We start from the raw sequence: 23,167 nt of genomic DNA on the forward strand, positions 1-23,167 counted from the left end.
GACGGTTGAGGCGGCCGTGCCGATGCCCCGGACGGCCCTGGCGAAACGGATTTGGGCGATCGGCGACCGACCGTGTAATGTCTTCATCGCTCGCCCCAATAGCTCAGTCGGTAGAGCGTCTCCATGGTAAGGAGAAGGTCTGCGGTTCGATTCCGCATTGGGGCTCTGATGTCGAGTGATCCTCGCCTTCGGGCGGGGAGATCCGGCATCGCAGCGGTGTAGCTCAGTCGGTAGAGCAAGCGGCTCATAATCGCTGTGTCACCGGTTCAAGTCCGGTCACCGCTACTCCTGGTAGCCGATTGTGGGGTCGGTCCTTCGATCGGCTACTCTTTTTTGCGTTCATCCGTCCATCCGTCCGTCAAGGAGCACTCACGTGGCTGCCACCGACGTCCGCCCGAAGATCACGCTGGCCTGCGTGGAGTGCAAGGAGCGGAACTACATCACCAAGAAGAACCGGCGTAACGACCCGGACCGTCTTGAGATGAAGAAGCACTGCCCGCGCTGCAACGCGCACACTGCGCACCGCGAAACGCGCTAAACACAGGCTCGTACACGAGGCCGTCCCCGATTGCTGGGGGCGGCCTCGCGTCGTTTACGAAACCAACCGCAGGAGGTGCCGAGTCCATGGCGCTCGACCAGTCCTTCGTGGGGCGGTCCTATCCGCCCACCGATCCCTATGAGGTCGGCCGGGAGAAGATCCGTGAGTTCGCCGAGGCCGTGGGCGACGCCAATCCCGTGTACACCGACACGGAGGCGGCCGAGGCACTCGGTCATTCCGATGTGATCGCCCCGCCGACTTTTGTGTTTGCGATCACTTTCAAGGCCGCGGGCCAGGTCATCGAGGACCCGCAGCTGGGGCTCGACTACAGCCGCGTCGTCCACGGCGACCAGCGGTTCGTCTACACCCGCCCGGTGCGCGCGGGCGACCGGCTCACGGTCACCTCGACCATTGAGACCATCAAGTCGCTGGCGGGCAACGACATCCTGGACATCCGCGGCGAGGTTCACGACGAGGCCGGTGCGCACGTCGTGACCGCCTGGACCAAGCTCGTCGCGCGTGCGGCAGAGGGGGCCTGAGGCGATGACGGCGAAGATTTCCTACGACGACGTCGAGGTCGGCACCGAGCTGCCGGCCCAGACCTTCCCGGTGACGCGCGCCACTCTCGTGCGGTACGCGGGCGCTTCCGGTGACTTCAACCCGATCCACTGGAACGAGAAGTTCGCGGTCGAGGTCGGCCTTCCCGACGTCATCGCGCACGGCATGTTCACCATGGCCGAGGCGATCCGCGTCGTGACCGACTGGGCGGGTGACCCGGGAGCGGTCGTCGAGTACGGCGTGCGCTTCACCAGGCCCGTCGTCGTCCCGAACGACGACAAGGGGGCGACCATCGAGGTCGCCGCCAAGGTCGGGGCCAAGCTCGACGACGGCCGCGTCAGGGTCGACCTCGTCGCGACGAGCGAGGGGCAGAAGGTCCTGGGCATGTCCCGGGCCGTCGTCCAGCTCGCCTGACCGGCGCCAGGCCCGGTGTGTGACAAGTAGGAAGCAGTAAGGGGCGCCCGCAATTGCGGGCGCCCCTTACTGCTTGACGAAGGTAGTGATTGGCCACTAACTTAGCCGCATGGTCAGGATGAGCGCAGAGGAGCGGCGCGAAAGCGTCATCCGCGCGGCGATGAGCGAGTTCGCCCGGGGTGGGTACTACGGAACCTCCACCGAGGCGATCGCCAAGCGCGTGGGTGTCTCGCAGCCGTATCTCTTCCGGCTCTTCCCCGGCAAGAAGGCGATGTTCCTCGCGGCGTCGGCCCGTTGCATGGAGGACATCCGCAAGGTCTTCGAGGCCGCGGCCGAGGGACTGCACGGCGAAGAGGCGCTGCATGCCATGGCGGAGGCGTACACCGTGCTGATCGCGAAGGACCCGGACAAGCTGCAGATGCAGCTGCAGACGTACGTCGCCGTGGCCGCGGCGGAGGCGGCGGGCGACCACGAGTTCGGCGAGATGGTGCGCGCGGCCTGGATGGATCTGTGGAGCACGGTGCATGTGCCGCTCGGGGCGGACGTGGAGGAGACCACGACGTTCCTGGCCTACGGAATGCTCATCAACAACCTTGCCGCGATGGGCTTTCCGGCCGAGCACCGAGTCTGGGAAGGGCTGTACGTCTCGGCCCGGGTCAAGGATCACCCCACGAAGAAGTAGTCCCGCGTCACCGTTGCGCAGGGTGGGCCCCGTCGGTACGTCGGCGGGCTTCCGTCTGCCCTGCAAAGTTAGTCATCAATAACTAACCAGGGCTTGCGAGCCGGATATCCAGGGGGAAGTCATGGAACAGCACACACCAAGTCGGGGGAGCGCCGTCTGGGCCCTCGTCGTCACCAGCGTCGCCGGGTTCATGGCGGCACTGGACAACCTCGTCGTCACCACCGCCCTGCCCTCCATCCGCGAGGACTTCGGGGGAGCGCTGCACGACCTCGAATGGACCGTCAGCGCCTACACCCTCACCTTCGCCGTGCTGCTGATGTTCGGCGCCGCCCTGGGGGACCGCTTCGGGCGGCGCAAGCTGTTCATGGTGGGCCTCACGGTCTTCACCGGGGCCTCGGCCGCCGCGGCCCTCGCGCCCGGCCTCGGGTCGCTGGTCGCCGCCCGCGCGGTGCAGGGAGCCGGTGCCGCGATCATGATGCCGCTGACGCTGACCCTTCTGACGGCGGCCGTACCGGCGGCCAAGCGCGGTATGGCGTACGGAATCTGGGGCGCCGTCAACGGCCTCGCGGTGGCCAGCGGACCGCTCATCGGCGGCAGCATCACCGAACACGTGTCCTGGCAGTGGATCTTCTGGCTGAACGTTCCGCTCGGCCTGGCCCTGCTGCCGCTCGCCCGGCTTCGGCTCGCCGAGTCGTACGGCTCCGGAGCGCGCCTCGACATCGCGGGCACCCTGCTGGCCAGCGGTGGACTCTTCGGAATCGTGTACGCCCTGGTGCGCGGGCCGCTCGACGGCTGGGCCAGCGCCACCGTCCTCACCAGCCTGATCGCGGGCGTCGCGCTGCTCGGCGGATTCATCCACCACGGCATCCGCAACAAGGCGCCGATGCTGCCGATGCGCCTCTTCCATAGTCGTGCGTTTTCCGGGATCAACGCCGCGAGCCTGCTGATGTTCCTCGGGATGTTCGGCTCGATCTTCCTGCTCAGCCAGTACATGCAGATCGTCCTCGGCTACTCGCCCACCGAGGCCGGGCTGCGGATGCTGCCCTGGACCGGCATGCCGATGCTCGTCTCGCCCCTCGCCGGCTATCTCTCCGACCGGATCGGCGGCCGCCCGGTCGTCGCCGCGGGCCTCTTCCTGCAGGCCCTGGGGCTGGCCTGGTACGCCGTCGCGGTGGCCCCTGACGTCGCGTACGGCGTGCAGCTCCCTGCCCTGATCATCAGCGGCATCGGCATGGCCCTCTACTTCGCCCCGGCCGCCAACCTGGTCATGTCCAGCGTTCGGCCGCACGAGCAGGGCATCGCCTCCGGCGCCAACAACGCGCTGCGCGAGGTCGGCGGCGCGCTCGGCATCGCCGTGATGTCCTCGATCTTCTCGGCGCAGGGCGGCTACCGGACCGCACAGACCTTCGTGGACGGCCTGCGGCCCGCACTGTGGGTGGGCGCCGCGGTGGTGGCCCTCGCGGCGGTGGCGGCGCTGTTCATCCCCGGGCGCCGCGCGACGCCCGAGCCGGTCGCCCCGGAGCCGGAGCGGGAACTGCTGGCCGCCTGAGCCGCACCGGGTGCGCGCCCCTGCCGCACCGGATGTGACAAGGGCCAAGTCCCGACGAGAACGGCCCCGCCCTGACCGGCGGGGCCGTTCTCGTACTCTTGAGCACGTGCAGGAACTCCACGATGCCCCGCTCGCCCCGCTGACCACCTTCCGCCTCGGGGGTCCCGCGACCCGACTGATCACGGCGGCGACCGATGCCGAGGTGATCGCCGCCGTCCGCGAGGCCGATGACTCCGGAACGCCACTGCTGCTCATCGGCGGCGGTTCGAACCTGGTCATCGGCGACAAGGGCTTTGACGGCACGGCCCTGCGCATCGCCACCCAGGGCTTCGAACTCGACGGCACGAAGCTGGAGCTGGCGGCCGGCGAGGTCTGGAACGACGCGGTCACCCGCACCGTCGAGGCCGGTCTCGCGGGCATCGAGTGCCTCGCCGGAATCCCCGGCTCCGCGGGCGCGACGCCGATCCAGAACGTGGGGGCGTACGGCCAGGAGGTCTCGTCGACGATCACCGAAGTGGTCGCGTACGACAGGAAGACCCATGAGACGGTCGCGATCCCGAACGCCGAGTGCGACTTCTCGTACCGCCACAGTCGTTTCAAGGCCGATCCCGACCGCTTCGTGGTCCTGCGGGTCCGCTTCGAGCTGGCGGACGCCCAGGGGATGAGCGCCCCCATCAAGTACCCGGAGACGGCGCGCACGCTCGGCGTCGAGGCGGGGGACCGGGTCCCGGCGGCGATCGCCAGGGAGACCGTCCTGAAGCTCCGCGCGGGCAAGGGCATGGTGCTCGACCCCGAGGACCACGACAGCTGGTCGGCCGGGTCCTTCTTCACCAACCCGATCCTCACGGACGAGGAGTTCGCGGCCTTCCACGCGCGCGTGGTGGACCGGCTCGGCCCCGACGTCACCCCGCCGGGCTTCCCGACGGGCGACGGCCACGTGAAGACCTCCGCGGCCTGGCTCATCGACAAGGCGGGCTTCACCAAGGGCTACGGAGAGGGCCGGGCCCGCATCTCCACCAAGCACACCCTCGCGCTCACCAACCGCGGCGGCGCGACCACCGAGGACCTCCTGGACCTCGCCCGCGAGGTCGTCGCGGGCGTGCGCGAGGCCTTCGGGGTCACGCTGGTCAACGAGCCGGTGACGGTGGGCGTCAGCCTGTAGGGGCCGGTCGGCGGGCACCGCTCAGTAGGCCACGCCCACCCCCTGCTTCACGGTGGCGCGGTCGTCGACCATGGCCAGCATCGCGTGCGCCACGTCGGCGCGCGCGATCGTGCGTCCCGCGCGCGGGAAGCCGCCCACGACCTTGCGGTAGGTGCCGGTCAGGGGCTTGTTCAGGAGCCTCGGGGGACGGACCGACGTCCAGTCCGTCGCGCTCGCCGCCAGCTCGGCCTCCATGGCGGTCAGGTCGACGTACACGTCCTTGAGGACCAGGCCGACCACGGCCCGCAGAGCCCGGTCGATCAGCGGGCTGTTCGCGGGCTCAAGGCCCACCGGGCCCGCACTGACCACCAGCAGGCGCCGCACGTCCTCCGCGTCCATCGCCCGCAGCACCGAGCGCGTCAGCTCCGTGGCGATCCCCGCGTCGGCGCGCTTGCGGGCGCCGAGCCCCGAGAGGACCGCGTCCCGGCCCGCGACCGCGGGGCGCAGCGCCTCCGGGTCGCGCACGTCCGCCCGGAAGACCTCCAGGCGCTCTCCCGTCACCGCAAGGCGCGCGGGGTCGCGTACGACGGCCGTCACCTCGTGGCCCGCCGTCAGCGCCTGCCGGACGATCTCCATGCCGATGCCGCCGGTCGCTCCGAAAACCGTGAGCTTCATTGCGTGCCCTCCCTAGGTGGGTGAGTATTCACTCACCATTAGGGTGAGTAAGCACTCACCCACTCGTCAAGTCTGGTTGGACGGCACATGCAGCAGAAGCCCACCCGGGCCCGCATCCTGGACGCGGCCCACGAGCTCATGTTCACCCTCGGCCTCTCCCGCGCCACCACCAAGGAGATCGCCAAGGCGGCGGGCTGCTCCGAAGCCGCGCTCTACAAGCACTTCGCGAACAAGGAGGAGCTGTTCGTGAGCGTCCTCCAGGAACGACTGCCCAGGCTCCACCCGCGGCTGCGCCAGCTCGTCGAGGAGCCGGGGGAGCGCTCGGTGGAGGAGAACCTCACCGAAATCGCCCGGCTGGCCAGCCACTTCTATGCGGAGAGTTTCCCGATCGCCGCCTCCTTGTACGCCGAGATCAAGCTCAAGCGCCGCCACGACGACGTCATGAGGGAGATGGGCAGGGGCCCTCACATGCCCATCGAGGCCCTCGACGCCTACCTCCGCATCGAGCGCGACGCCGGCCGCATCGCCCCCGACGCCGACACCTTCGCCGCCGCCTCACTGCTCATGGGCGCCTGCGCGCAGCGCTCCTTCGCCTACGACGCCACCGTCGGCAAGCAGCCCCCGCAGCCCGTCGACGAGTTCGCCGCGGCCCTCGCCCGCACCCTCCTGAAGGGCATCAGCTGACCAGCCACTCGTCCACCCCGGACAGCAGCTTGTCCTGCACGTCGACGGGAGCGGCCGAGCCGCGCACCGACTGCCGTGCCAGCTCGGCCAGTTCGGCATCCGTGAAGCCGTGGTGCTTGCGCGCGATCTCGTACTGCGCGGCCAGACGCGACCCGAAGAGCAGCGGGTCGTCCGCCCCGAGCGCCAGCGGCACCCCGGCGTCGAAGAGCGTCCGCAGCGGCACGTCCTCCGGCTTCTCGTAGACGCCGAGGGCGACGTTGGACGCCGGGCACACCTCGCACGTCACGCCGCGGTCCGCGAGCCGCTTCAGGAGCCGCGGGTCCTCGGCGGCCCGCACCCCGTGCCCGATCCGCGCCGCGTGCAGGTCGTCCAGGCAGTCCCGTACGGAAGCGGGCCCGGTCAGTTCGCCCCCGTGCGGCGCGGCGAGCAGCCCGCCGTCACGCGCGATCGCGAAGGCACGGTCGAAGTCCCGCGCCATGCCGCGCCGTTCGTCGTTGGAGAGCCCGAAGCCGACGATGCCCCGGTCCGCGTACCGCACCGCGAGCCGGGCCAGCGTCCTGGCGTCCAGGGGGTGCTTCATGCGGTTCGCGGCGACGAGCACGCGCATTCCCAGGCCGGTCTCCCGCGAGGCGCTCTCGACCGCGTCCAGGATGATTTCCAGGGCCGGGATGAGACCGCCCAGGCGCGGCGCGTACGACGTCGGGTCGACCTGGATCTCCAGCCACGCCGACCCGTCCCGCAGATCCTCCTCGGCGGCCTCCCGCACCAGGCGCTGGATGTCCTCGGGCTCGCGCAGACAGGAGCGCGCGGCGTCGTAGAGCCGCTGGAAGCGGAACCATCCGCGCTCGTCGGTCGCGCGCAGCTTCGGTGGCTCGGCGCCGGTCAGCGCCTCCGGGAGCCGTACCCCGTACTTGTCGGCGAGCTCGAGCAGGGTGGCGGGCCGCATCGACCCGGTGAAGTGCAGGTGCAGATGGGCCTTCGGCAGCTCTCTTACGTCTCGTACACGCTCCATTCCAGGATCTTGCCGTACGCACATGGAGTCCCGGTAGCGGCTTTCCACCTTCGGGACCTTCCCCGAACGAAGAATCGGGCCGCCCTCCCGGAGGGGAGGACGGCCCGCACGCACGCGTGGAGTGCTGTTTTCTGCCTCGGACGTCAGTCGCGGGCCTCGGCCAGCAGCTTCTGGATCCGCGAGATGCCCTCGACGAGATCCTCGTCACCGAGCGCATAGGACAGCCGCAGGTAACCGGGCGTACCGAAGGCCTCGCCGGGCACCACCGCGACCTCGGCCTCCTCCAGGATCAGCGCGGCCAGCTCGACGCTGTTCTGCGGGCGCTTGCCGCGGATCTCCTTGCCGATGAGCTCCTTCACCGAGGGGTACGCGTAGAAGGCACCCTCGGGCACGGGGCAGAGCACGCCGTCGATCTCGTTGAGCATCCGCACGATGGTCTTGCGGCGCCGGTCGAAGGCCTCGCGCATCTTCGCGACGGCGACCAGGTCACCGGAGACGGCCGCGAGCGCGGCGGCCTGCGCGACGTTCGAGACGTTGGACGTGGCGTGCGACTGCAGGTTCGTCGCCGCCTTCACGACGTCCTTCGGGCCGATGATCCAGCCCACCCGCCAGCCGGTCATCGCGTACGTCTTGGCGACGCCGTTGACCACGATGCACTTGTCGCGCAGCTCGGGCAGGATCGCGGGGAGCGAGGTGAACTTCGCGTCTCCGTAGACGAGGTGCTCGTAGATCTCGTCCGTCAGGACCCACAGACCGTGCTCCAGGGCCCAGCGGCCGATGGCCTCGGCGTCGGCCTCGCTGTAGACGGCGCCCGTGGGGTTGGACGGCGAGACGAAGAGCACGACCTTCGTACGCTCCGTGCGAGCGGCCTCGAGCTGCTCGACGGAGACGCGGTAGCCGGTGGTCTCGTCGGCGACGACCTCGACCGGGACACCGCCGGCCAGACGGATCGACTCCGGGTACGTCGTCCAGTAGGGAGCCGGGACGATGACCTCGTCACCCGGGTCGAGGATCGCGGCGAACGCCTCGTAGATGGCCTGCTTGCCGCCGTTGGTCACCAGGACCTGCGAGGCGTCGACCTCGTAGCCCGAGTCGCGCAGCGTCTTCGCGGCGATCGCGGCCTTGAGCTCGGGGAGCCCGCCGGCCGGCGTGTAGCGGTGGAACTTCGGGTTCTTGCAGGCCTCGATGGCCGCTTCGACGATGTAGTCCGGGGTCGGGAAGTCGGGCTCACCCGCGCCGAAACCGATCACCGGACGACCGGCGGCCTTGAGTGCCTTGGCCTTGGCGTCGACGGCGAGGGTCGCGGACTCGGAGATCGCACCGATGCGGGCGGACACCCGGCGCTCGGTCGGAGGAGTTGCAGCGCTCATAACCCCATCGTTCCAGACCCGAAACGCCCCGGGCACACGGGTTTCCAAGAGCATCGGATCTGATTCTGTTCGACGGGGGGCCGCGGACCACGTACACTCACTGCTCGTTGGCCCTCACCGGCCGCTCCCTCTCGACGCACTCCGTGCACATGGGCGGATGCGGTAGGTTGGGGGAAATCAAAGGGTCGTAGCTCAATTGGTAGAGCACTGGTCTCCAAAACCAGCGGTTGGGGGTTCAAGTCCCTCCGGCCCTGCTACACACTCCTTCGCCAGGATGTGTGCGCATGTACGTACTGCAATGCACCGCCGTGCGGCTCAACCGGGCGCGGCACGGCCACGACCCGGAATCAGGTGAGGACGAGTGACGGACGCCGTGGGCTCCATCGACATGCCTGATGCCCAGGACGAGGCGCCGGAGTCGAAGAAGAAGGCCCGCAAGGGCGGCAAGCGCGGCAAGAAGGGCCCCTTCGGCCGTCTCGCGCTCTTCTACCGCCAGATTGTCGCGGAGCTCCGTAAGGTTGTCTGGCCGACCCGTAGTCAGCTGACGACCTACACCACAGTGGTGATCGTCTTCGTCGTCATCATGATCGGCCTTGTGACCGTGATTGACTATGGCTTCAGCCACGCTGTCAAGTACATCTTCGGCTGAGCCGAGAGCGAAGGGCGCCGTTCCCGGCGCCCATTTCGCGCGTTCCACCCCTCTGTATCCAGGAAGAAGCAGCCACCGTGTCTGACCCGAACCTGAACGACGCCGTTGAGCCTCGCGTGGACAACGCGGAGTCCGTGGAGGACCAGCTCGACATCGTCGAGGCGGCGGACGCCGAGGAGCCGGATCAGGCCGAGGCCGCCGACGCTGCCGCCGGCGAGCCCGCCGAAGAGGCTGCCATGCACCTGGAGGACGACGCCGAGGCTGTCGCCGAGTCCGACGAGGACGAGGCTGCCGACGCCGAGGCCGCCGACGAGGAGTCCGTCGAGGACGAGCCCGTCGAGGAGGCCGAGCCGGTCGACCCGATCGTCGCCCTGCGCGAAGAGCTCCGCACCCTCCCCGGCGAGTGGTACGTCATCCACACGTACGCCGGTTACGAGAACCGCGTGAAGACCAACCTCGAGCAGCGCGCCGTCTCGCTCAACGTCGAGGACTTCATCTTCCAGGCCGAGGTGCCGCAGGAAGAGGTCGCCCAGATCAAGAACGGCGAGCGCAAGACCATCCGCCAGAACAAGCTCCCCGGCTACGTCCTGGTGCGCATGGACCTGACGAACGAGTCCTGGGGCGTCGTCCGCAACACCCCCGGCGTCACCGGCTTCGTGGGCAACGCCTACGACCCGTACCCGCTGACCCTGGACGAGATCGTCAAGATGCTCGCCCCGGAGGCCGAGGAGAAGGCCGCCCGCGAGGCCGCGGAGGCCGAGGGCAAGCCCGCTCCGCAGCGCAAGGTCGAGGTCCAGGTCCTGGACTTCGAGGTCGGCGACTCGGTCACCGTCACCGACGGCCCGTTCGCGACGCTGCAGGCGACGATCAACGAGATCAACGCCGACTCGAAGAAGGTCAAGGGCCTCGTCGAGATCTTCGGCCGCGAGACCCCGGTCGAGCTCAGCTTCGACCAGATCCAGAAGAACTAGCGTCCTCTGGAACACACGCTTCCGACCAGGTCAGACGGGCTGCCAAAGCCGGTCTGACCTGCTCGGTTTTTAGCCGCGCGACTATACCCGTTATCGTTGTGCGGTATGCCTCCATCCGGATGACCGGATGGTCGGCTGAAAACTCTCACTAGGACCCGGAGAGAGCAATGCCTCCCAAGAAGAAGAAGGTCACGGGGCTTATCAAGCTCCAGATCCAGGCTGGTGCCGCCAACCCGGCCCCGCCGGTCGGCCCCGCGCTGGGCCAGCACGGCGTCAACATCATGGAGTTCTGCAAGGCCTACAACGCCGCGACCGAGTCGCAGCGTGGCTGGGTGATCCCGGTGGAGATCACGGTCTACGAAGACCGCTCCTTCACCTTCGTCACCAAGACGCCGCCGGCCGCCAAGATGATCCTGAAGGCCGCTGGTGTCGAGAAGGGCTCCGGCGAGCCCCACAAGACCAAGGTCGCCAAGGTCACCGAGGCGCAGATCCGCGAGATCGCGCAGACCAAGATGGAAGACCTCAACGCCAACGACCTGGACGCCGCGTCGAAGATCATCGCCGGCACCGCCCGTTCCATGGGCATCACGGTCGAGGGCTGAGCCTCCTCCCCCGTCTGACCTTTCTCAGTGGTAGGGCCACGCGCTGGCCCGCACCACGACTCCATACCTGAACCCACAGGAGCAGAAGTGAAGCGCAGCAAGACTCTCCGCGCTGCGGACGCCAAGATCGACCGGGAGAAGCTGTACGCCCCGCTCGAGGCCGTCCGTCTCGCCAAGGAGACCTCCTCGACCAAGTTCGACGGCACCGTCGAGGTCGCCATGCGTCTGGGTGTCGACCCGCGCAAGGCCGACCAGATGGTCCGTGGCACCGTGAACCTCCCGCACGGCACCGGCAAGACCGCCCGGGTCCTGGTCTTCGCGACCGGTGACCGTGCTGCGGCCGCGGAAGCCGCTGGGGCCGACATCGTCGGCGCCGACGAGCTCATCGACGAGGTCGCCAAGGGTCGCCTGGACTTCGACGCCGTCGTCGCCACCCCGGACCTCATGGGCAAGGTCGGCCGCCTCGGCCGCGTGCTCGGTCCGCGTGGTCTGATGCCGAACCCGAAGACCGGCACCGTGACCCCCGATGTCGTGAAGGCTGTCAACGACATCAAGGGCGGCAAGATCGAGTTCCGCGTCGACAAGCACTCGAACCTGCACTTCATCATCGGCAAGGTGTCCTTCGACGACACCAAGCTGGTGGAGAACTACGCCGCGGCCCTGGAGGAGATCCTCCGTCTGAAGCCGTCGGCCGCCAAGGGTCGCTACATCAAGAAGGCCGCCATCACCACCACGATGGGCCCCGGCATTCCGCTGGACTCGAACCGCACCCGCAACCTCCTCGTCGAGGAGGACCCGGCCGCCGTCTGAAACTGACGGCAGCCGCGTCGCGTACGCGTTCTGTGGACGGGCCCCGCAACCTTTCGAGGTGCGGGGCCCGTCCTCTTTGTGTACGAGCCTTTCCGATACGCCTGTCGTAGGCCTGCGCTAGCGTGCAGGCTCACCATGACTGCCAAGGGGTGGGACTACATGAACAGCACGACCATGCGGCGCGCCGGTCTCTCGATAGCGGTGGCCGCCGCACTGACCGGACTCACGGCCTGCGGTTCGGGCGACTCAGGCGGCTCCGACAAGGCGGACGGCGGCTCCAAGGGCGGCGGTGGCATCAAGCTCAGCCCGATAGCGGCCCTGAAGACCGTGGAGAGCTCCACGGACAAGGCCGACACTGCCAAGGTGACCGGCACGACGAGCATGGGCACCCAGTCGACCATGGACATGGACGGCGTCATGGGCTGGTCCGACGGCATCACGGGTGACGTCACGGTGACCTTCACCGGCGGTGCGCAGGCCCAGCAGATGGCACAGCTCGGCCAGACGAAGATCAACTACCGCTACCTGAAGAACGGCTTCTACGCGAACATGGGGGACAAGTTCGCGTCCCAGGCCGGCGGCGGCAAGCACTGGGTCGAGTACGACTACGACACCCTGGCCGAGATGAGCGGCGCGGCCGGTGAGGCCTTCAAGGACCAGATGCAGAACACGACGCCCAACCAGTCGGTGAAGATGCTGCTGGCCTCGGGCGACGTGAAGCGCGTGGGCGAGGAGACGGTCCGCGGGACCAAGGCGACGCACTACGCGGGCACGGTCGATGTCGCGGACCTCACCAAGCAGAGCGCGAACCTCGACGACAAGCAGTCGGCGGAGCTGAAGAAGCAGTTCGAGCAGGCCGGGATGAGCACCGAGAAGATCGACATCTGGGTCAACGACGACGATCTGCTGGTCAAGAAGATCGAGAAGGCCGAGACGAAGAACGGCGCCTTCTCCCAGACCGCCTACTACAGCGACTACGGCACCCCGCTCTCCGTGGAGAAGCCCGCGGCGTCGGACACCGTGAGCTTCAAGGCCCTCATGAACAAGCAGCCCGCCGTATAACCCACAGGCAGGACGAATTGCCCCTCAGGTACCCTCGGCACCAGAAATGTGTCGATCATGTGTTCCTAGGGGTGGGGTCATGACTGCTGTAGTCATACGCAAGAACAAGAACGGCAAGCGGGTGGCGGGCGCCGTGCTCGCCACCGCGCTGCTCTGTACCGGAGCGGTGGCCTGTGGGGGCTCGGACGGGGACAAGGCCGACAAGGCCGGGGGGATCCAGTCCCAGTCGAAGGTCACCGAGGTCATCACGGCCGCGTACAAGAAGACCTCGAAGGCCAAGTCGGCCAAGGTCGAGATGACCATGACCACGCCGCCCGGCAAGATGGGCAAGGCCATGGGCGGCGCCGGTGACATGAAGATGTCCGGCGTCATGGGCTGGGACCCCACCGTCATGGATATGACGGTGTCGGGCTCCGCGCTCACCGAGGGCGACCCGAACGCCCCGGAGAAGGTCCGGATGCTCTGGAGCGACAACGTCATCTACATGGACATGGGCGCGGCCGCGGCCAAGGACATGGACGGCAAGCGCTGGATGAAGATGGACCTCGGCGCCATCGCCAAGCAGACCGGCGACGAGAAGATCATGAAGCAGATGACCAGCGGCCTGGACAGCATGAACCAGGACCCGTCGCGTCAGCTCGCGATGCTCCTCGAGTCGCCGAACCTCAAGCACGTCGGCTCCGCCAAGGTCGACGGCGCGGAGACCCAGCGCTACAAGGGCCGTCTCACCGTCAAGGAAATGATGGAGACGAACGACGCCCTCGACGACCTGCTGAGCAAGAGCGAGCGCGAGCAGCTCTTCAAGAACGTCGAGAAGTCGGGCATCAAGGGCTACGACACCGAGGTCTGGGTCAACGAGGACGACTACCCGGTCCGCATGGACATCGACATCAAGACGCCCGAGGGCACGGTCAAGACGTCGCAGAAGTTCTCCGACTACGGGACCGCGGCGAAGGTGTCCGCGCCGCCGGCCGGACAGACCTTCGACCTGATGGAGATGTTCAAGGAGCTCGGCAAGCTGGGCAAGGACGGCGGCGACGCCCCCAGCGGCTTCTGACTGGATTTGCTTGACGCGGACCCGTTCGCGTACTCTTCCACAGAAGCCAAAGACCGCTGGTCGTTGCCGTGTGCTCGTAAGAGTGTGCGGTGGCCGAAGGATCCGCTGAAACTGCGGACGACCCGCGCAGGTGACTGTGGAAGTGCTCCTGGATGGATTCCGTCCGGTCGAGCTCACGCCCCGTGCGCCTGCGCCGGGGCGTTCTGTTTTTCCCAGCCCCTTCTGAGCGGTCCTCATCACCCGGAAGGAGGCCGACGCTCTATGCCGACGCCCGACAAGGCTGCCGCGGTAGCCGAGCTCACGGACAAGTTCCGCAGCTCGAACGCCGCCGTGCTGACCGAGTACCGGGGTCTCACCGTGGCCCAGCTCAAGCAGCTGCGCCGTTCCCTCGGTGCGAACTCCGAGTACGCCGTGGTGAAGAACACGCTGACCAAGATCGCGGCCAACGAGGCCGGGATCGACACGCTCGACGACCTGTTCAACGGTCCGACGGCGGTCGCCTTCGTCACCGGTGACCCGGTGGAGTCGGCGAAGGGTCTTCGTGACTTCGCCAAGGAGAACCCGAACCTCGTCATCAAGGGCGGTGTCCTTGACGGCAAGGCGCTGTCCGCCGACGAGATCAAGAAGCTTGCGGACCTCGAGTCCCGCGAGGTTCTGCTCAGCAAGCTGGCCGGCGCGTTCAAGGGCAAGCAGTCGCAGGCTGCCTCTGTCTTCCAGGCGCTGCCGTCGAAGTTCGTCCGCACCGCGGAGGCGCTTCGTGCCAAGCAGGCCGAGCAGGGCGGTGCCGAGTAATTCGGCTCGCACATTGACCGCCGCCTGACGCGACGGTCACAGCGGGCCCAACGTACGCCCGCCTTCATGTACACACGGCACCAGCCGAATTAGTGGAAGGACGCCATCATGGCGAAGCTGTCCCAGGACGACCTGCTCGCGCAGTTCGAAGAGATGACCCTCATCGAGCTCTCCGAGTTCGTGAAGGCCTTCGAGGAGAAGTTCGACGTCACCGCCGCCGCTGCCGCGCCGGTCGTCGTCGCCGGTGGTGCCGCTGGTGGCGCCGCTGAGGCCGAGGCCGAGCAGGACGAGTTCGACGTCATCCTCACGGGTGCCGGCGAGAAGAAGATCCAGGTCATCAAGGTCGTGCGTGAGCTGACCTCCCTGGGTCTGAAGGAGGCCAAGGACCTCGTCGACGGCACCCCGAAGCCGGTCCTCGAGAAGGTCGCCAAGGACGCCGCGGAGAAGGCCGCCGAGGCCCTCAAGGGCGCCGGCGCCTCCGTCGAGGTCAAGTGACCTCGCGAGTCGTCTGACTCTCTCGAGCCGTAAGGCTCTCGCGCTGTAACGCGCGCGTACTGAAGGGCGATCACCCATCTGGGTGGTCGCCCTTCGGCGTTCCCGGGTACTCCCGCGACGGGTGCCTTGCGATGTCGGTCCCGGCGAGTATGGTGATCTTCGTTGTGCCTCGGGACGGCCCGTGACGGTGACGATCTCAGAGCCAAGTCTGGGCAAGGGGGGCCTTGACGAACCGCACGCAGCGCGCAATTCTCAGGACGCGTCGTCACAACGATCCGGATCCGAGGCATGGATCGGCGGCGAAGAGGGCAGTATCGATGTGCATCGAGGGCGTGGCTTGCAGCAGGGGTTGAGAACAACGAGGGTCTTCAAAAACCCGCACTGGACATCAGTGGGCCGAGTGGCTACACTGACCCTTTGCGCTGCCTGTTAGCTGCCTCCTGCCCGTCACCAGGGGCATGCCCATGCTTGAGCACTGTGGATTGAACCTTCCCTGACCTGGGATGTCTGTCTCTGTGTCCAGCTTGGGACCGGTACGCGCGTAGTGAGTCCGAGCCCTCGGAAGGACCCCCTCTTGGCCGCCTCGCGCACTGCCTCGACCGCGAATACGAACAACGGCGCCAGCACCGCCCCGCTGCGCATCTCCTTTGCAAAGATCAAGGAGCCCCTCGAGGTTCCGAACCTTCTTGCGCTGCAGACCGAGAGCTTTGACTGGCTGCTCGGCAATGACGCGTGGAAGGCTCGTGTCGAGGCGGCTCTGGATAGCGGACAGGACGTCCCCACCAAGTCCGGTCTGGAGGAGATCTTCGAGGAGATCTCCCCGATCGAGGACTTCTCCGGGTCGATGTCCCTGACGTTCCGCGACCACCGTTTTGAGCCCCCGAAGAACTCCATCGACGAGTGCAAGGAGCGCGACTTCACGTTCGCCGCCCCGCTCTTCGTCACCGCCGAGTTCACCAACAACGAGACCGGCGAGATCAAGTCCCAGACGGTCTTCATGGGCGACTTCCCGCTCATGACGAACAAGGGCACCTTCGTCATCAACGGCACCGAGCGTGTCGTGGTGTCGCAGCTGGTCCGTTCGCCGGGTGTCTACTTCGATTCCTCGATCGACAAGACGTCCGACAAGGACATCTTCTCCGCCAAGATCATCCCGTCCCGGGGTGCCTGGCTGGAGATGGAGATCGACAAGCGCGACATGGTCGGTGTGCGCATCGACCGCAAGCGCAAGCAGTCGGTCACCGTTCTGCTCAAGGCTCTCGGTTGGACGACCGAGCAGATCCTCGAGGAGTTCGGCGAGTACGAGTCCATGCGCGCCACCCTGGAGAAGGACCACACCCAGGGCCAGGACGACGCGCTGCTCGACATCTACCGCAAGCTCCGTCCGGGCGAGCCGCCGACCCGTGAGGCCGCTCAGACGCTCCTTGAGAACCTCTACTTCAACCCGAAGCGCTACGACCTCGCGAAGGTCGGCCGCTACAAGGTCAACAAGAAGCTGGGTGCGGACGCTCCGCTCGACGCGGGCATCCTCACGGTCGAGGACATCATCGCCTCGATCAAGTACCTGGTGAAGCTGCACGCCGGTGAGACCGAGACCGTTGGCGACAGCGGCACGTCGATCGTCGTCGAGACCGACGACATCGACCACTTCGGCAACCGTCGTCTGCGCAACGTCGGCGAGCTCATCCAGAACCAGGTCCGCACGGGTCTGGCTCGTATGGAGCGCGTCGTCCGCGAGCGCATGACGACCCAGGACGTCGAGGCGATCACGCCGCAGACCCTGATCAACATCCGGCCGGTCGTCGCCTCCATCAAGGAGTTCTTCGGCACCAGCCAGCTGTCGCAGTTCATGGACCAGAACAACCCGCTGTCGGGTCTCACCCACAAGCGCCGTCTGTCGGCGCTTGGCCCGGGTGGTCTGTCCCGTGAGCGGGCCGGCTTCGAGGTCCGTGACGTGCACCCGTCCCACTACGGCCGCATGTGCCCGATTGAGACGCCGGAAGGCCCGAACATCGGTCTGATCGGTTCGCTCGCCTCGTACGGCCGCGTCAACGCGTTCGGCTTCGTCGAGACGCCGTACCGCAAGGTCGTTGAGGGCCAGGTCACCGACGACGTCGACTACCTGACGGCCGACGAGGAAGACCGCTTCGTCATCGCGCAGGCCAACGCGCCGCTGACGGACGACCTGCACTTCGCCGAGGCCCGCGTCCTGATCCGCCGTCGTGGCGGAGAGATCGACTACGTGCCCGGCACGGACGTCGACTACATGGACGTCTCGCCGCGCCAGATGGTGTCCGTCGCGACCGCGATGATCCCCTTCCTCGAGCACGACGACGCCAACCGCGCGCTCATGGGCGCGAACATGATGCGTCAGGCCGTGCCGCTGATCACCGCCGAGGCCCCCCTCGTCGGCACCGGCATGGAGTACCGCTGTGCGGTCGACGCCGGTGACGTGATCAAGGCCGAGAAGGCGGGTGTGGTCCAGGAGGTCTCCGCGGACTACGTCACGGTCACGAACGACGACGGCACGTACACCACGTACCGCATCGCCAAGTTCTCCCGGTCGAACCAGGGCACCTCCGTCAACCAGAAGGTTGTCGTCGACGAGGGCGCCCGCGTGGTCGAGGGCCAGGTCCTGGCCGACGGTCCCGCGACCGAAGAGGGCGAGATGGCCCTCGGCAAGAACCTGCTCGTGGCGTTCATGCCGTGGGAGGGTCACAACTACGAGGACGCGATCATCCTGTCGCAGCGCCTCGTGCAGGACGACGTCCTCTCCTCGATCCACATCGAGGAGCACGAGGTCGACGCCCGTGACACCAAGCTCGGCCCGGAGGAGATCACCCGGGACATCCCGAACGTCTCCGAGGAGGTCCTCGCCGACCTCGACGAGCGCGGCATCATCCGCATCGGCGCCGAGGTCATCGCCGGCGACATCCTCGTCGGCAAGGTCACGCCCAAGGGTGAGACCGAGCTGACCCCGGAGGAGCGTCTGCTCCGCGCGATCTTCGGTGAGAAGGCGCGCGAGGTCCGTGACACCTCCCTGAAGGTGCCGCACGGCGAGACCGGCAAGGTCATCGGCGTCCGCGTCTTCGACCGTGAAGAGGGCGACGAGCTGCCGCCGGGCGTGAACCAGCTGGTTCGTGTCTACGTGGCGCAGAAGCGCAAGATCACGGACGGTGACAAGCTCGCCGGCCGGCACGGCAACAAGGGTGTTATCTCGAAGATCCTTCCGATCGAGGACATGCCGTTCCTCGAGGACGGAACTCCGGTCGACATCATCCTGAACCCGCTGGGTGTGCCGTCCCGAATGAACCCGGGACAGGTCCTGGAGATCCACCTCGGCTGGCTCGCCAGCCGCGGCTGGGACGTCTCCGGCCTCGCGGACGAGTGGGCGCAGCGCCTGCAGGCCATCGGTGCCGACCAGGTCGACCCCGGTACGAACGTCGCCACCCCCGTCTTCGACGGTGCGCGTGAGGACGAGCTCGCCGGTCTGCTGCAGCACACCATCCCGAACCGCGACGGCGAGCGCATGGTGCTCCCGTCCGGCAAGGCGCAGCTGTTCGACGGCCGCTCCGGTGAGCCGTTCCCGGACCCGATCTCGGTCGGGTACATGTACATCCTCAAGCTGCACCACCTGGTCGACGACAAGCTGCACGCCCGCTCGACCGGTCCGTACTCGATGATCACCCAGCAGCCGCTGGGTGGTAAGGCTCAGTTCGGTGGTCAGCGCTTCGGTGAGATGGAGGTGTGGGCGCTGGAGGCATACGGCGCCGCGTACGCCCTCCAGGAGCTGCTGACGATCAAGTCCGACGACGTGACCGGCCGCGTGAAGGTCTACGAGGCCATCGTCAAGGGCGAGAACATCCCCGAGCCCGGCATTCCCGAGTCCTTCAAGGTGCTCATCAAGGAAATGCAGTCGCTCTGCCTCAACGTGGAGGTGCTGTCCTCGGACGGCATGTCCATCGAGATGCGTGACACCGACGAGGACGTCTTCCGCGCGGCGGAGGAGCTCGGTATCGACCTGTCCCGGCGCGAGCCGAGCAGCGTCGAAGAGGTCTGACGGGTCTGGCCGGGACCTCCTCGTGAGGTCCCGGCCCTGCCCCGGACCCGTACAGACCATGATTGAGACACGACCCCGAAAGAGGGATTGACGACAAGTGCTCGACGTCAACTTCTTCGACGAGCTGCGGATCGGCCTTGCCACCGCGGACGACATCCGACAGTGGTCGCACGGCGAGGTCAAGAAGCCGGAGACCATCAACTACCGCACCCTGAAGCCCGAAAAGGACGGACTCTTCTGCGAGAAGATCTTCGGTCCGACCCGGGACTGGGAGTGCTACTGCGGCAAGTACAAGCGTGTCCGCTTCAAGGGCATCATCTGTGAGCGCTGCGGCGTCGAGGTCACTCGCGCCAAGGTGCGTCGTGAGCGGATGGGCCACATTGAGCTGGCCGCGCCCGTCACGCACATCTGGTACTTCAAGGGCGTCCCGTCGCGCCTCGGCTACCTCCTCGACCTCGCCCCGAAGGACCTCGAGAAGGTCATCTACTTCGCGGCGTACATGATCACGTTCGTGGACGAGGAGCGCCGCACCCGCGACCTGCCCTCCCTGGAGGCGCACGTCTCCGTGGAGCGTCAGCAGGTCGAGAACCGTCGCGACTCCGACCTGGAGGCCCGCGCCAAGAAGCTCGAGACCGACCTGGCCGAGCTCGAGGCCGAGGGCGCCAAGGCCGACGTACGCCGCAAGGTGCGCGAAGGTGCCGAGCGTGAGATGAAGCAGCTGCGCGACCGTGCGCAGCGCGAGATCGACCGTCTCGACGAGGTGTGGAACCGCTTCAAGAACCTCAAGGTCCAGGACCTCGAGGGCGACGAGCTGCTCTACCGCGAGCTGCGTGACCGCTTCGGCACGTACTTCGACGGCTCGATGGGTGCCGCGGCGCTGCAGAAGCGCCTGGAGTCCTTCGACCTCGACGAGGAGGCCGAGCGCCTCCGCGAGATCATCCGTACCGGCAAGGGCCAGAAGAAGACCCGTGCGCTCAAGCGCCTCAAGGTCGTCTCCGCGTTCCTGCAGACCAGCAACAGCCCCAAGGGCATGGTGCTCGACTGCGTGCCGGTCATCCCGCCGGACCTGCGTCCGATGGTGCAGCTGGACGGTGGCCGCTTCGCGACCTCCGACCTGAACGACCTGTACCGCCGCGTGATCAACCGCAACAACCGCCTGAAGCGCCTTCTCGACCTCGGTGCGCCCGAGATCATCGTGAACAACGAGAAGCGCATGCTCCAGGAGGCGGTCGACGCCCTCTTCGACAACGGCCGTCGTGGTCGCCCGGTGACGGGCCCCGGCAACCGTCCGCTGAAGTCCCTCAGCGACATGCTGAAGGGTAAGCAGGGTCGATTCCGTCAGAACCTTCTCGGTAAGCGTGTGGACTACTCCGCGCGTTCCGTGATCGTCGTCGGTCCGCAGCTGAAGCTGCACCAGTGTGGTCTGCCGAAGGCCATGGCCCTGGAGCTCTTCAAGCCGTTCGTGATGAAGCGCCTGGTCGACCTGAACCACGCGCAGAACATCAAGAGCGCCAAGCGGATGGTCGAGCGCGGCCGCACGGTCGTGTACGACGTCCTCGAAGAGGTCATCGCCGAGCACCCGGTTCTGCTGAACCGTGCGCCCACGCTGCACCGCCTCGGCATCCAGGCCTTCGAGCCGCAGCTGGTCGAGGGCAAGGCCATCCAGATCCACCCGCTCGTCTGCACCGCGTTCAACGCGGACTTCGACGGTGACCAGATGGCCGTTCACCTGCCGCTCTCCGCGGAGGCGCAGGCCGAGGCCCGCATCCTGATGCTGTCCTCGAACAACATCCTCAAGCCCGCCGACGGCCGTCCGGTGACGATGCCGACCCAGGACATGGTCCTCGGTCTGTTCTTCCTCACCACCGACGGTGAGCTCCGTGACACCAAGGGCGAGGGCCGTGCGTTCGGCTCCGTCGCCGAGGCGATCATGGCGTTCGACGCGGGCGAGCTCGCGCTCCAGTCGACGGTCGACATCCGCTTCCCGGTGGGCACCATCCCGCCGCGTGGCTGGGTGCCGCCGGTCGCCGAGGAGGGCGAGCAGGAGTACCAGCAGGGCGACAGCTTCCGGCTGCGTACGTCCCTGGGCCGCGCGCTCTTCAACGAGCTGCTGCCCGAGGACTACCCGTTCGTCGACTACTCGGTCGGCAAGAAGCAGCTCTCCGAGATCGTCAACGACCTCGCCGAGCGCTACCCCAAGGTCATCGTGGCGGCGACGCTCGACAACCTGAAGGCGGCGGGCTTCTACTGGGCGACCCGTTCCGGCGTCACCGTGGCCATCTCCGACGTCGTGGTCCCCGAGGCCAAGAAGGCGATCGTCCAGGGCTACGAGGCGCAGGACGAGAAGGTCCAGAAGCAGTACGAGCGCGGTCTGATCACCAAGGACGAGCGCACGCAGGAGCTCATCGCGATCTGGACCAAGGCGACCAACGAGGTTGCCGAGGCGATGAACGCGAACTTCCCCAAGACGAACCCCATCTTCATGATGGTTGACTCGGGTGCCCGAGGAAACATGATGCAGATGCGTCAGATCGCCGGTATGCGTGGTCTGGTGTCGAACGCCAAGAACGAGACGATCCCGCGCCCGATCAAGGCCTCCTTCCGTGAGGGTCTGTCGGTGCTCGAGTACTTCATCTCGACTCACGGTGCTCGTAAGGGTCTTGCGGACACGGCCCTCCGTACCGCCGACTCCGGTTACCTCACCCGTCGTCTGGTCGACGTCTCGCAGGACGTCATCATTCGCGAGGAGGACTGTGGCACCGAGCGCGGTCTGAAGCTGAAGATCGCGGTCAAGGGCGAGGACGGTGTGCTCCGCAAGACGGAGAACGTCGAGACCTCGGTGTACGCCCGCATGCTGGCCGAGGACGTCGTCATCGACGGCAAGGTCATCGCGCCGGCCAACGTCGACCTCGGTGACGTGCTCATCGACGCCCTGGTCGCCAACGGCGTCGAGGAGGTCAAGACCCGTTCGGTGCTGACCTGTGAGTCGGCCGTCGGCACCTGTGCCTTCTGCTACGGCCGTTCGCTCGCCACCGGCAAGCTGGTCGACATCGGTGAGGCGGTCGGCATCATCGCCGCCCAGTCCATCGGTGAGCCCGGTACTCAGCTGACGATGCGTACCTTCCACACCGGTGGTGTGGCCGGTGACGACATCACCCAGGGTCTGCCCCGTGTCGTCGAGCTCTTCGAGGCTCGTACGCCGAAGGGTGTCGCCCCGATCTCCGAGGCCGCGGGCCGTGTCCGCATCGAGGAGACCGAGAAGACCAAGAAGATCGTCGTCACCCCGGACGACGGCAGCGACGAGACGGCGTTCCCGATCTCGAAGCGTGCCAAGGTCCTGGTGCGCGAGGGTGACCACGTCGAGGTGGGCCAGAAGCTCACCTTCGGTGCCACCAACCCGCACGACGTGCTGCGGATCCTCGGTCAGCGCGCGGTCCAGGTCCACCTGGTCGGCGAAGTCCAGAAGGTCTACAACAGCCAGGGCGTGTCGATCCACGACAAGCACATCGAGATCATCATCCGGCAGATGCTGCGCCGCGTGACGATCATCGAGTCCGGCGACGCGGAGCTGCTGCCGGGCGAGCTCGTCGAGCGCTCGAAGTTCGAGACCGAGAACCGTCGTGTGGTCACCGAGGGCGGTCACCCCGCCTCCGGCCGTCCGCAGCTGATGGGTATCACCAAGGCCTCGCTGGCGACGGAATCCTGGCTGTCGGCCGCCTCCTTCCAGGAGACGACCCGAGTTCTGACGGACGCGGCGATCAACGCCAAGTCCGACAGCCTCATCGGCCTCAAGGAGAACGTCATCATCGGTAAGCTCATCCCGGCCGGTACGGGCCTGTCCCGCTACCGCAACATCCGGGTCGAGCCGACCGAGGAGGCCAAGGCCGCGATGTACTCGGCCGTCGGCTACGACGACATCGACTACTCGCCGTTCGGCACGGGCTCCGGCCAGGCCGTTCCGCTGGAGGACTACGACTACGGTCCGTACAACCAGTAAGCGAGTCGCTTGATTCGAAGGGCGGCCACCCCGTTTCGCACGGGGTGGC

The 23,167-nt window shown here is 67.1% G+C and carries 20 protein-coding genes and 3 tRNA genes; 20 read left to right on the forward strand and 3 right to left on the reverse strand.

The features are described from left to right. Positions 1-92: 92 nt before the first annotated feature. From ACFWZ2_RS28335 to ACFWZ2_RS28370, 8 genes are all read left to right on the forward strand, one after another. Positions 93-165: transfer RNA gene (locus tag ACFWZ2_RS28335), tRNA-Thr, on the forward strand. A gap of 47 nt (positions 166-212) precedes the next feature. Then, positions 213-285 (forward strand) — tRNA-Met (locus ACFWZ2_RS28340). 88 nt (positions 286-373) lie between these two features. After that, entirely contained in the window at positions 374-538 is a 165-nt protein-coding gene (rpmG, locus tag ACFWZ2_RS28345) for a 50S ribosomal protein L33 (protein WP_004571794.1), read from the forward strand. An 86-nt stretch (positions 539-624) separates the two neighbouring features. After that, positions 625-1,077 carry a MaoC family dehydratase N-terminal domain-containing protein gene (locus tag ACFWZ2_RS28350; protein ID WP_384550397.1) on the forward strand — a complete coding sequence of 151 codons (453 nt, stop codon included), beginning with the start codon at positions 625-627 and terminating at the stop codon, positions 1,075-1,077. A 4-nt stretch (positions 1,078-1,081) separates the two neighbouring features. Further along, a complete protein-coding gene (locus ACFWZ2_RS28355) occupies positions 1,082-1,510 on the forward strand; it encodes a MaoC family dehydratase (RefSeq protein WP_384550399.1) in 429 nt (142 codons plus the stop codon). 109 nt (positions 1,511-1,619) lie between these two features. Beyond that, complete coding sequence (locus ACFWZ2_RS28360) at positions 1,620-2,192, forward strand: TetR/AcrR family transcriptional regulator (protein WP_384550401.1); 573 nt, start codon at positions 1,620-1,622, stop codon at positions 2,190-2,192. Positions 2,193-2,313: 121 nt separating this feature from the next. Beyond that, positions 2,314-3,741 (forward strand): MFS transporter, encoded by a 1,428-nt coding sequence (locus ACFWZ2_RS28365; protein ID WP_384550403.1) that lies wholly within the window; start codon positions 2,314-2,316, stop codon positions 3,739-3,741. 34 nt (positions 3,742-3,775) lie between these two features. Continuing rightward, on the forward strand, positions 3,776-4,903 hold the full coding sequence (locus ACFWZ2_RS28370; RefSeq protein WP_384550405.1) for a UDP-N-acetylmuramate dehydrogenase: 1,128 nt from the start codon (positions 3,776-3,778) through the stop codon (positions 4,901-4,903). Positions 4,904-4,924: 21 nt separating this feature from the next. Here the strand turns inward: ACFWZ2_RS28370 and ACFWZ2_RS28375 are convergent, their stop codons facing one another. Further along, a complete protein-coding gene (locus tag ACFWZ2_RS28375; protein ID WP_384550407.1) occupies positions 4,925-5,557 on the reverse strand; it encodes an NAD(P)-dependent oxidoreductase in 633 nt (210 codons plus the stop codon). An 87-nt stretch (positions 5,558-5,644) separates the two neighbouring features. Here ACFWZ2_RS28375 and ACFWZ2_RS28380 point away from each other — a divergent pair, with 87 nt between their 5' ends. Beyond that, a complete protein-coding gene (locus ACFWZ2_RS28380) occupies positions 5,645-6,241 on the forward strand; it encodes a TetR/AcrR family transcriptional regulator (RefSeq protein ID WP_384550409.1) in 597 nt (198 codons plus the stop codon). Here the strand turns inward: ACFWZ2_RS28380 and ACFWZ2_RS28385 are convergent. Together ACFWZ2_RS28385 and ACFWZ2_RS28390 are read right to left on the reverse strand one after the other, a co-directional pair. After that, entirely contained in the window at positions 6,234-7,253 is a 1,020-nt protein-coding gene (locus tag ACFWZ2_RS28385) for an adenosine deaminase (protein WP_384550411.1), read from the reverse strand. The two genes, ACFWZ2_RS28380 and ACFWZ2_RS28385, sit on opposite strands and share 8 nt — an antisense overlap. Positions 7,254-7,396: 143 nt before the next feature. Continuing rightward, positions 7,397-8,623, reverse strand: coding sequence for a pyridoxal phosphate-dependent aminotransferase (locus ACFWZ2_RS28390; RefSeq protein WP_384550413.1), 1,227 nt, complete (start codon positions 8,621-8,623; stop codon positions 7,397-7,399). A 181-nt stretch (positions 8,624-8,804) separates the two neighbouring features. Between ACFWZ2_RS28390 and ACFWZ2_RS28395 the strand changes: the two genes are divergently transcribed. From ACFWZ2_RS28395 to ACFWZ2_RS28445, 11 genes are all read left to right on the forward strand, one after another. Continuing rightward, positions 8,805-8,877, forward strand: a tRNA-Trp gene (locus tag ACFWZ2_RS28395). A 107-nt stretch (positions 8,878-8,984) separates the two neighbouring features. After that, positions 8,985-9,272 (forward strand): preprotein translocase subunit SecE, encoded by a 288-nt coding sequence (gene secE, locus ACFWZ2_RS28400; protein WP_055564537.1) that lies wholly within the window; start codon positions 8,985-8,987, stop codon positions 9,270-9,272. 77 nt (positions 9,273-9,349) lie between these two features. Further along, entirely contained in the window at positions 9,350-10,243 is an 894-nt protein-coding gene (gene nusG / locus ACFWZ2_RS28405; protein WP_384550415.1) for a transcription termination/antitermination protein NusG, read from the forward strand. A 167-nt stretch (positions 10,244-10,410) separates the two neighbouring features. After that, the gene (gene rplK / locus ACFWZ2_RS28410; protein ID WP_055698212.1) at positions 10,411-10,845 is read left to right on the forward strand and encodes a 50S ribosomal protein L11; all 435 of its coding nucleotides are present in this window, start codon (positions 10,411-10,413) and stop codon (positions 10,843-10,845) included. Positions 10,846-10,932: 87 nt separating this feature from the next. After that, complete coding sequence (gene rplA, locus ACFWZ2_RS28415) at positions 10,933-11,655, forward strand: 50S ribosomal protein L1 (RefSeq protein WP_362332636.1); 723 nt, start codon at positions 10,933-10,935, stop codon at positions 11,653-11,655. Between the two features lie 159 nt (positions 11,656-11,814). Continuing rightward, positions 11,815-12,717, forward strand: coding sequence for a hypothetical protein (locus ACFWZ2_RS28420; RefSeq protein ID WP_384550418.1), 903 nt, complete (start codon positions 11,815-11,817; stop codon positions 12,715-12,717). A 79-nt stretch (positions 12,718-12,796) separates the two neighbouring features. Beyond that, positions 12,797-13,774, forward strand: a complete 978-nt coding sequence (locus ACFWZ2_RS28425) for a hypothetical protein (protein ID WP_384550419.1) — start codon at positions 12,797-12,799, stop codon at positions 13,772-13,774. 261 nt (positions 13,775-14,035) lie between these two features. Then, a complete protein-coding gene (gene rplJ / locus ACFWZ2_RS28430; protein WP_362332628.1) occupies positions 14,036-14,566 on the forward strand; it encodes a 50S ribosomal protein L10 in 531 nt (176 codons plus the stop codon). 108 nt (positions 14,567-14,674) lie between these two features. Continuing rightward, a complete protein-coding gene (gene rplL / locus ACFWZ2_RS28435) occupies positions 14,675-15,061 on the forward strand; it encodes a 50S ribosomal protein L7/L12 (protein WP_384550421.1) in 387 nt (128 codons plus the stop codon). 574 nt (positions 15,062-15,635) lie between these two features. Then, positions 15,636-19,121 carry a DNA-directed RNA polymerase subunit beta gene (gene rpoB / locus ACFWZ2_RS28440; protein ID WP_384550423.1) on the forward strand — a complete coding sequence of 1,162 codons (3,486 nt, stop codon included), beginning with the start codon at positions 15,636-15,638 and terminating at the stop codon, positions 19,119-19,121. A gap of 97 nt (positions 19,122-19,218) precedes the next feature. Beyond that, positions 19,219-23,118, forward strand: coding sequence for a DNA-directed RNA polymerase subunit beta' (locus tag ACFWZ2_RS28445; protein ID WP_384550425.1), 3,900 nt, complete (start codon positions 19,219-19,221; stop codon positions 23,116-23,118). Positions 23,119-23,167 lie beyond the last annotated feature (49 nt).

Source organism: Streptomyces sp. NPDC059002 (assembly GCF_042740435.1).
Classification (GTDB): Bacteria; Actinomycetota; Actinomycetes; order Streptomycetales; family Streptomycetaceae; genus Streptomyces.

What these genes read in the sequence shown, in the direction of transcription:
- rplL (WP_384550421.1), top strand. Translation starts at nt 14,675, where the DNA reads ATGGCGAAGCTGTCCCAGGACGACCTGCTCGCGCAGTTCGAAGAGATG.
- ACFWZ2_RS28385 (WP_384550411.1), bottom strand. Translation starts at nt 7,253, where the DNA reads ATGGAGCGTGTACGAGACGTAAGAGAGCTGCCGAAGGCCCATCTGCAC.
- ACFWZ2_RS28425 (WP_384550419.1), top strand. Translation starts at nt 12,797, where the DNA reads ATGACTGCTGTAGTCATACGCAAGAACAAGAACGGCAAGCGGGTGGCG.
- ACFWZ2_RS28355 (WP_384550399.1), top strand. Translation starts at nt 1,082, where the DNA reads ATGACGGCGAAGATTTCCTACGACGACGTCGAGGTCGGCACCGAGCTG.
- ACFWZ2_RS28420 (WP_384550418.1), top strand. Translation starts at nt 11,815, where the DNA reads ATGAACAGCACGACCATGCGGCGCGCCGGTCTCTCGATAGCGGTGGCC.
- rplK (WP_055698212.1), top strand. Translation starts at nt 10,411, where the DNA reads ATGCCTCCCAAGAAGAAGAAGGTCACGGGGCTTATCAAGCTCCAGATC.
- ACFWZ2_RS28365 (WP_384550403.1), top strand. Translation starts at nt 2,314, where the DNA reads ATGGAACAGCACACACCAAGTCGGGGGAGCGCCGTCTGGGCCCTCGTC.
- ACFWZ2_RS28360 (WP_384550401.1), top strand. Translation starts at nt 1,620, where the DNA reads ATGGTCAGGATGAGCGCAGAGGAGCGGCGCGAAAGCGTCATCCGCGCG.
- ACFWZ2_RS28390 (WP_384550413.1), bottom strand. Translation starts at nt 8,623, where the DNA reads ATGAGCGCTGCAACTCCTCCGACCGAGCGCCGGGTGTCCGCCCGCATC.
- ACFWZ2_RS28375 (WP_384550407.1), bottom strand. Translation starts at nt 5,557, where the DNA reads ATGAAGCTCACGGTTTTCGGAGCGACCGGCGGCATCGGCATGGAGATC.
- ACFWZ2_RS28350 (WP_384550397.1), top strand. Translation starts at nt 625, where the DNA reads ATGGCGCTCGACCAGTCCTTCGTGGGGCGGTCCTATCCGCCCACCGAT.
- rplJ (WP_362332628.1), top strand. Translation starts at nt 14,036, where the DNA reads ATGCCGACGCCCGACAAGGCTGCCGCGGTAGCCGAGCTCACGGACAAG.
- ACFWZ2_RS28380 (WP_384550409.1), top strand. Translation starts at nt 5,645, where the DNA reads ATGCAGCAGAAGCCCACCCGGGCCCGCATCCTGGACGCGGCCCACGAG.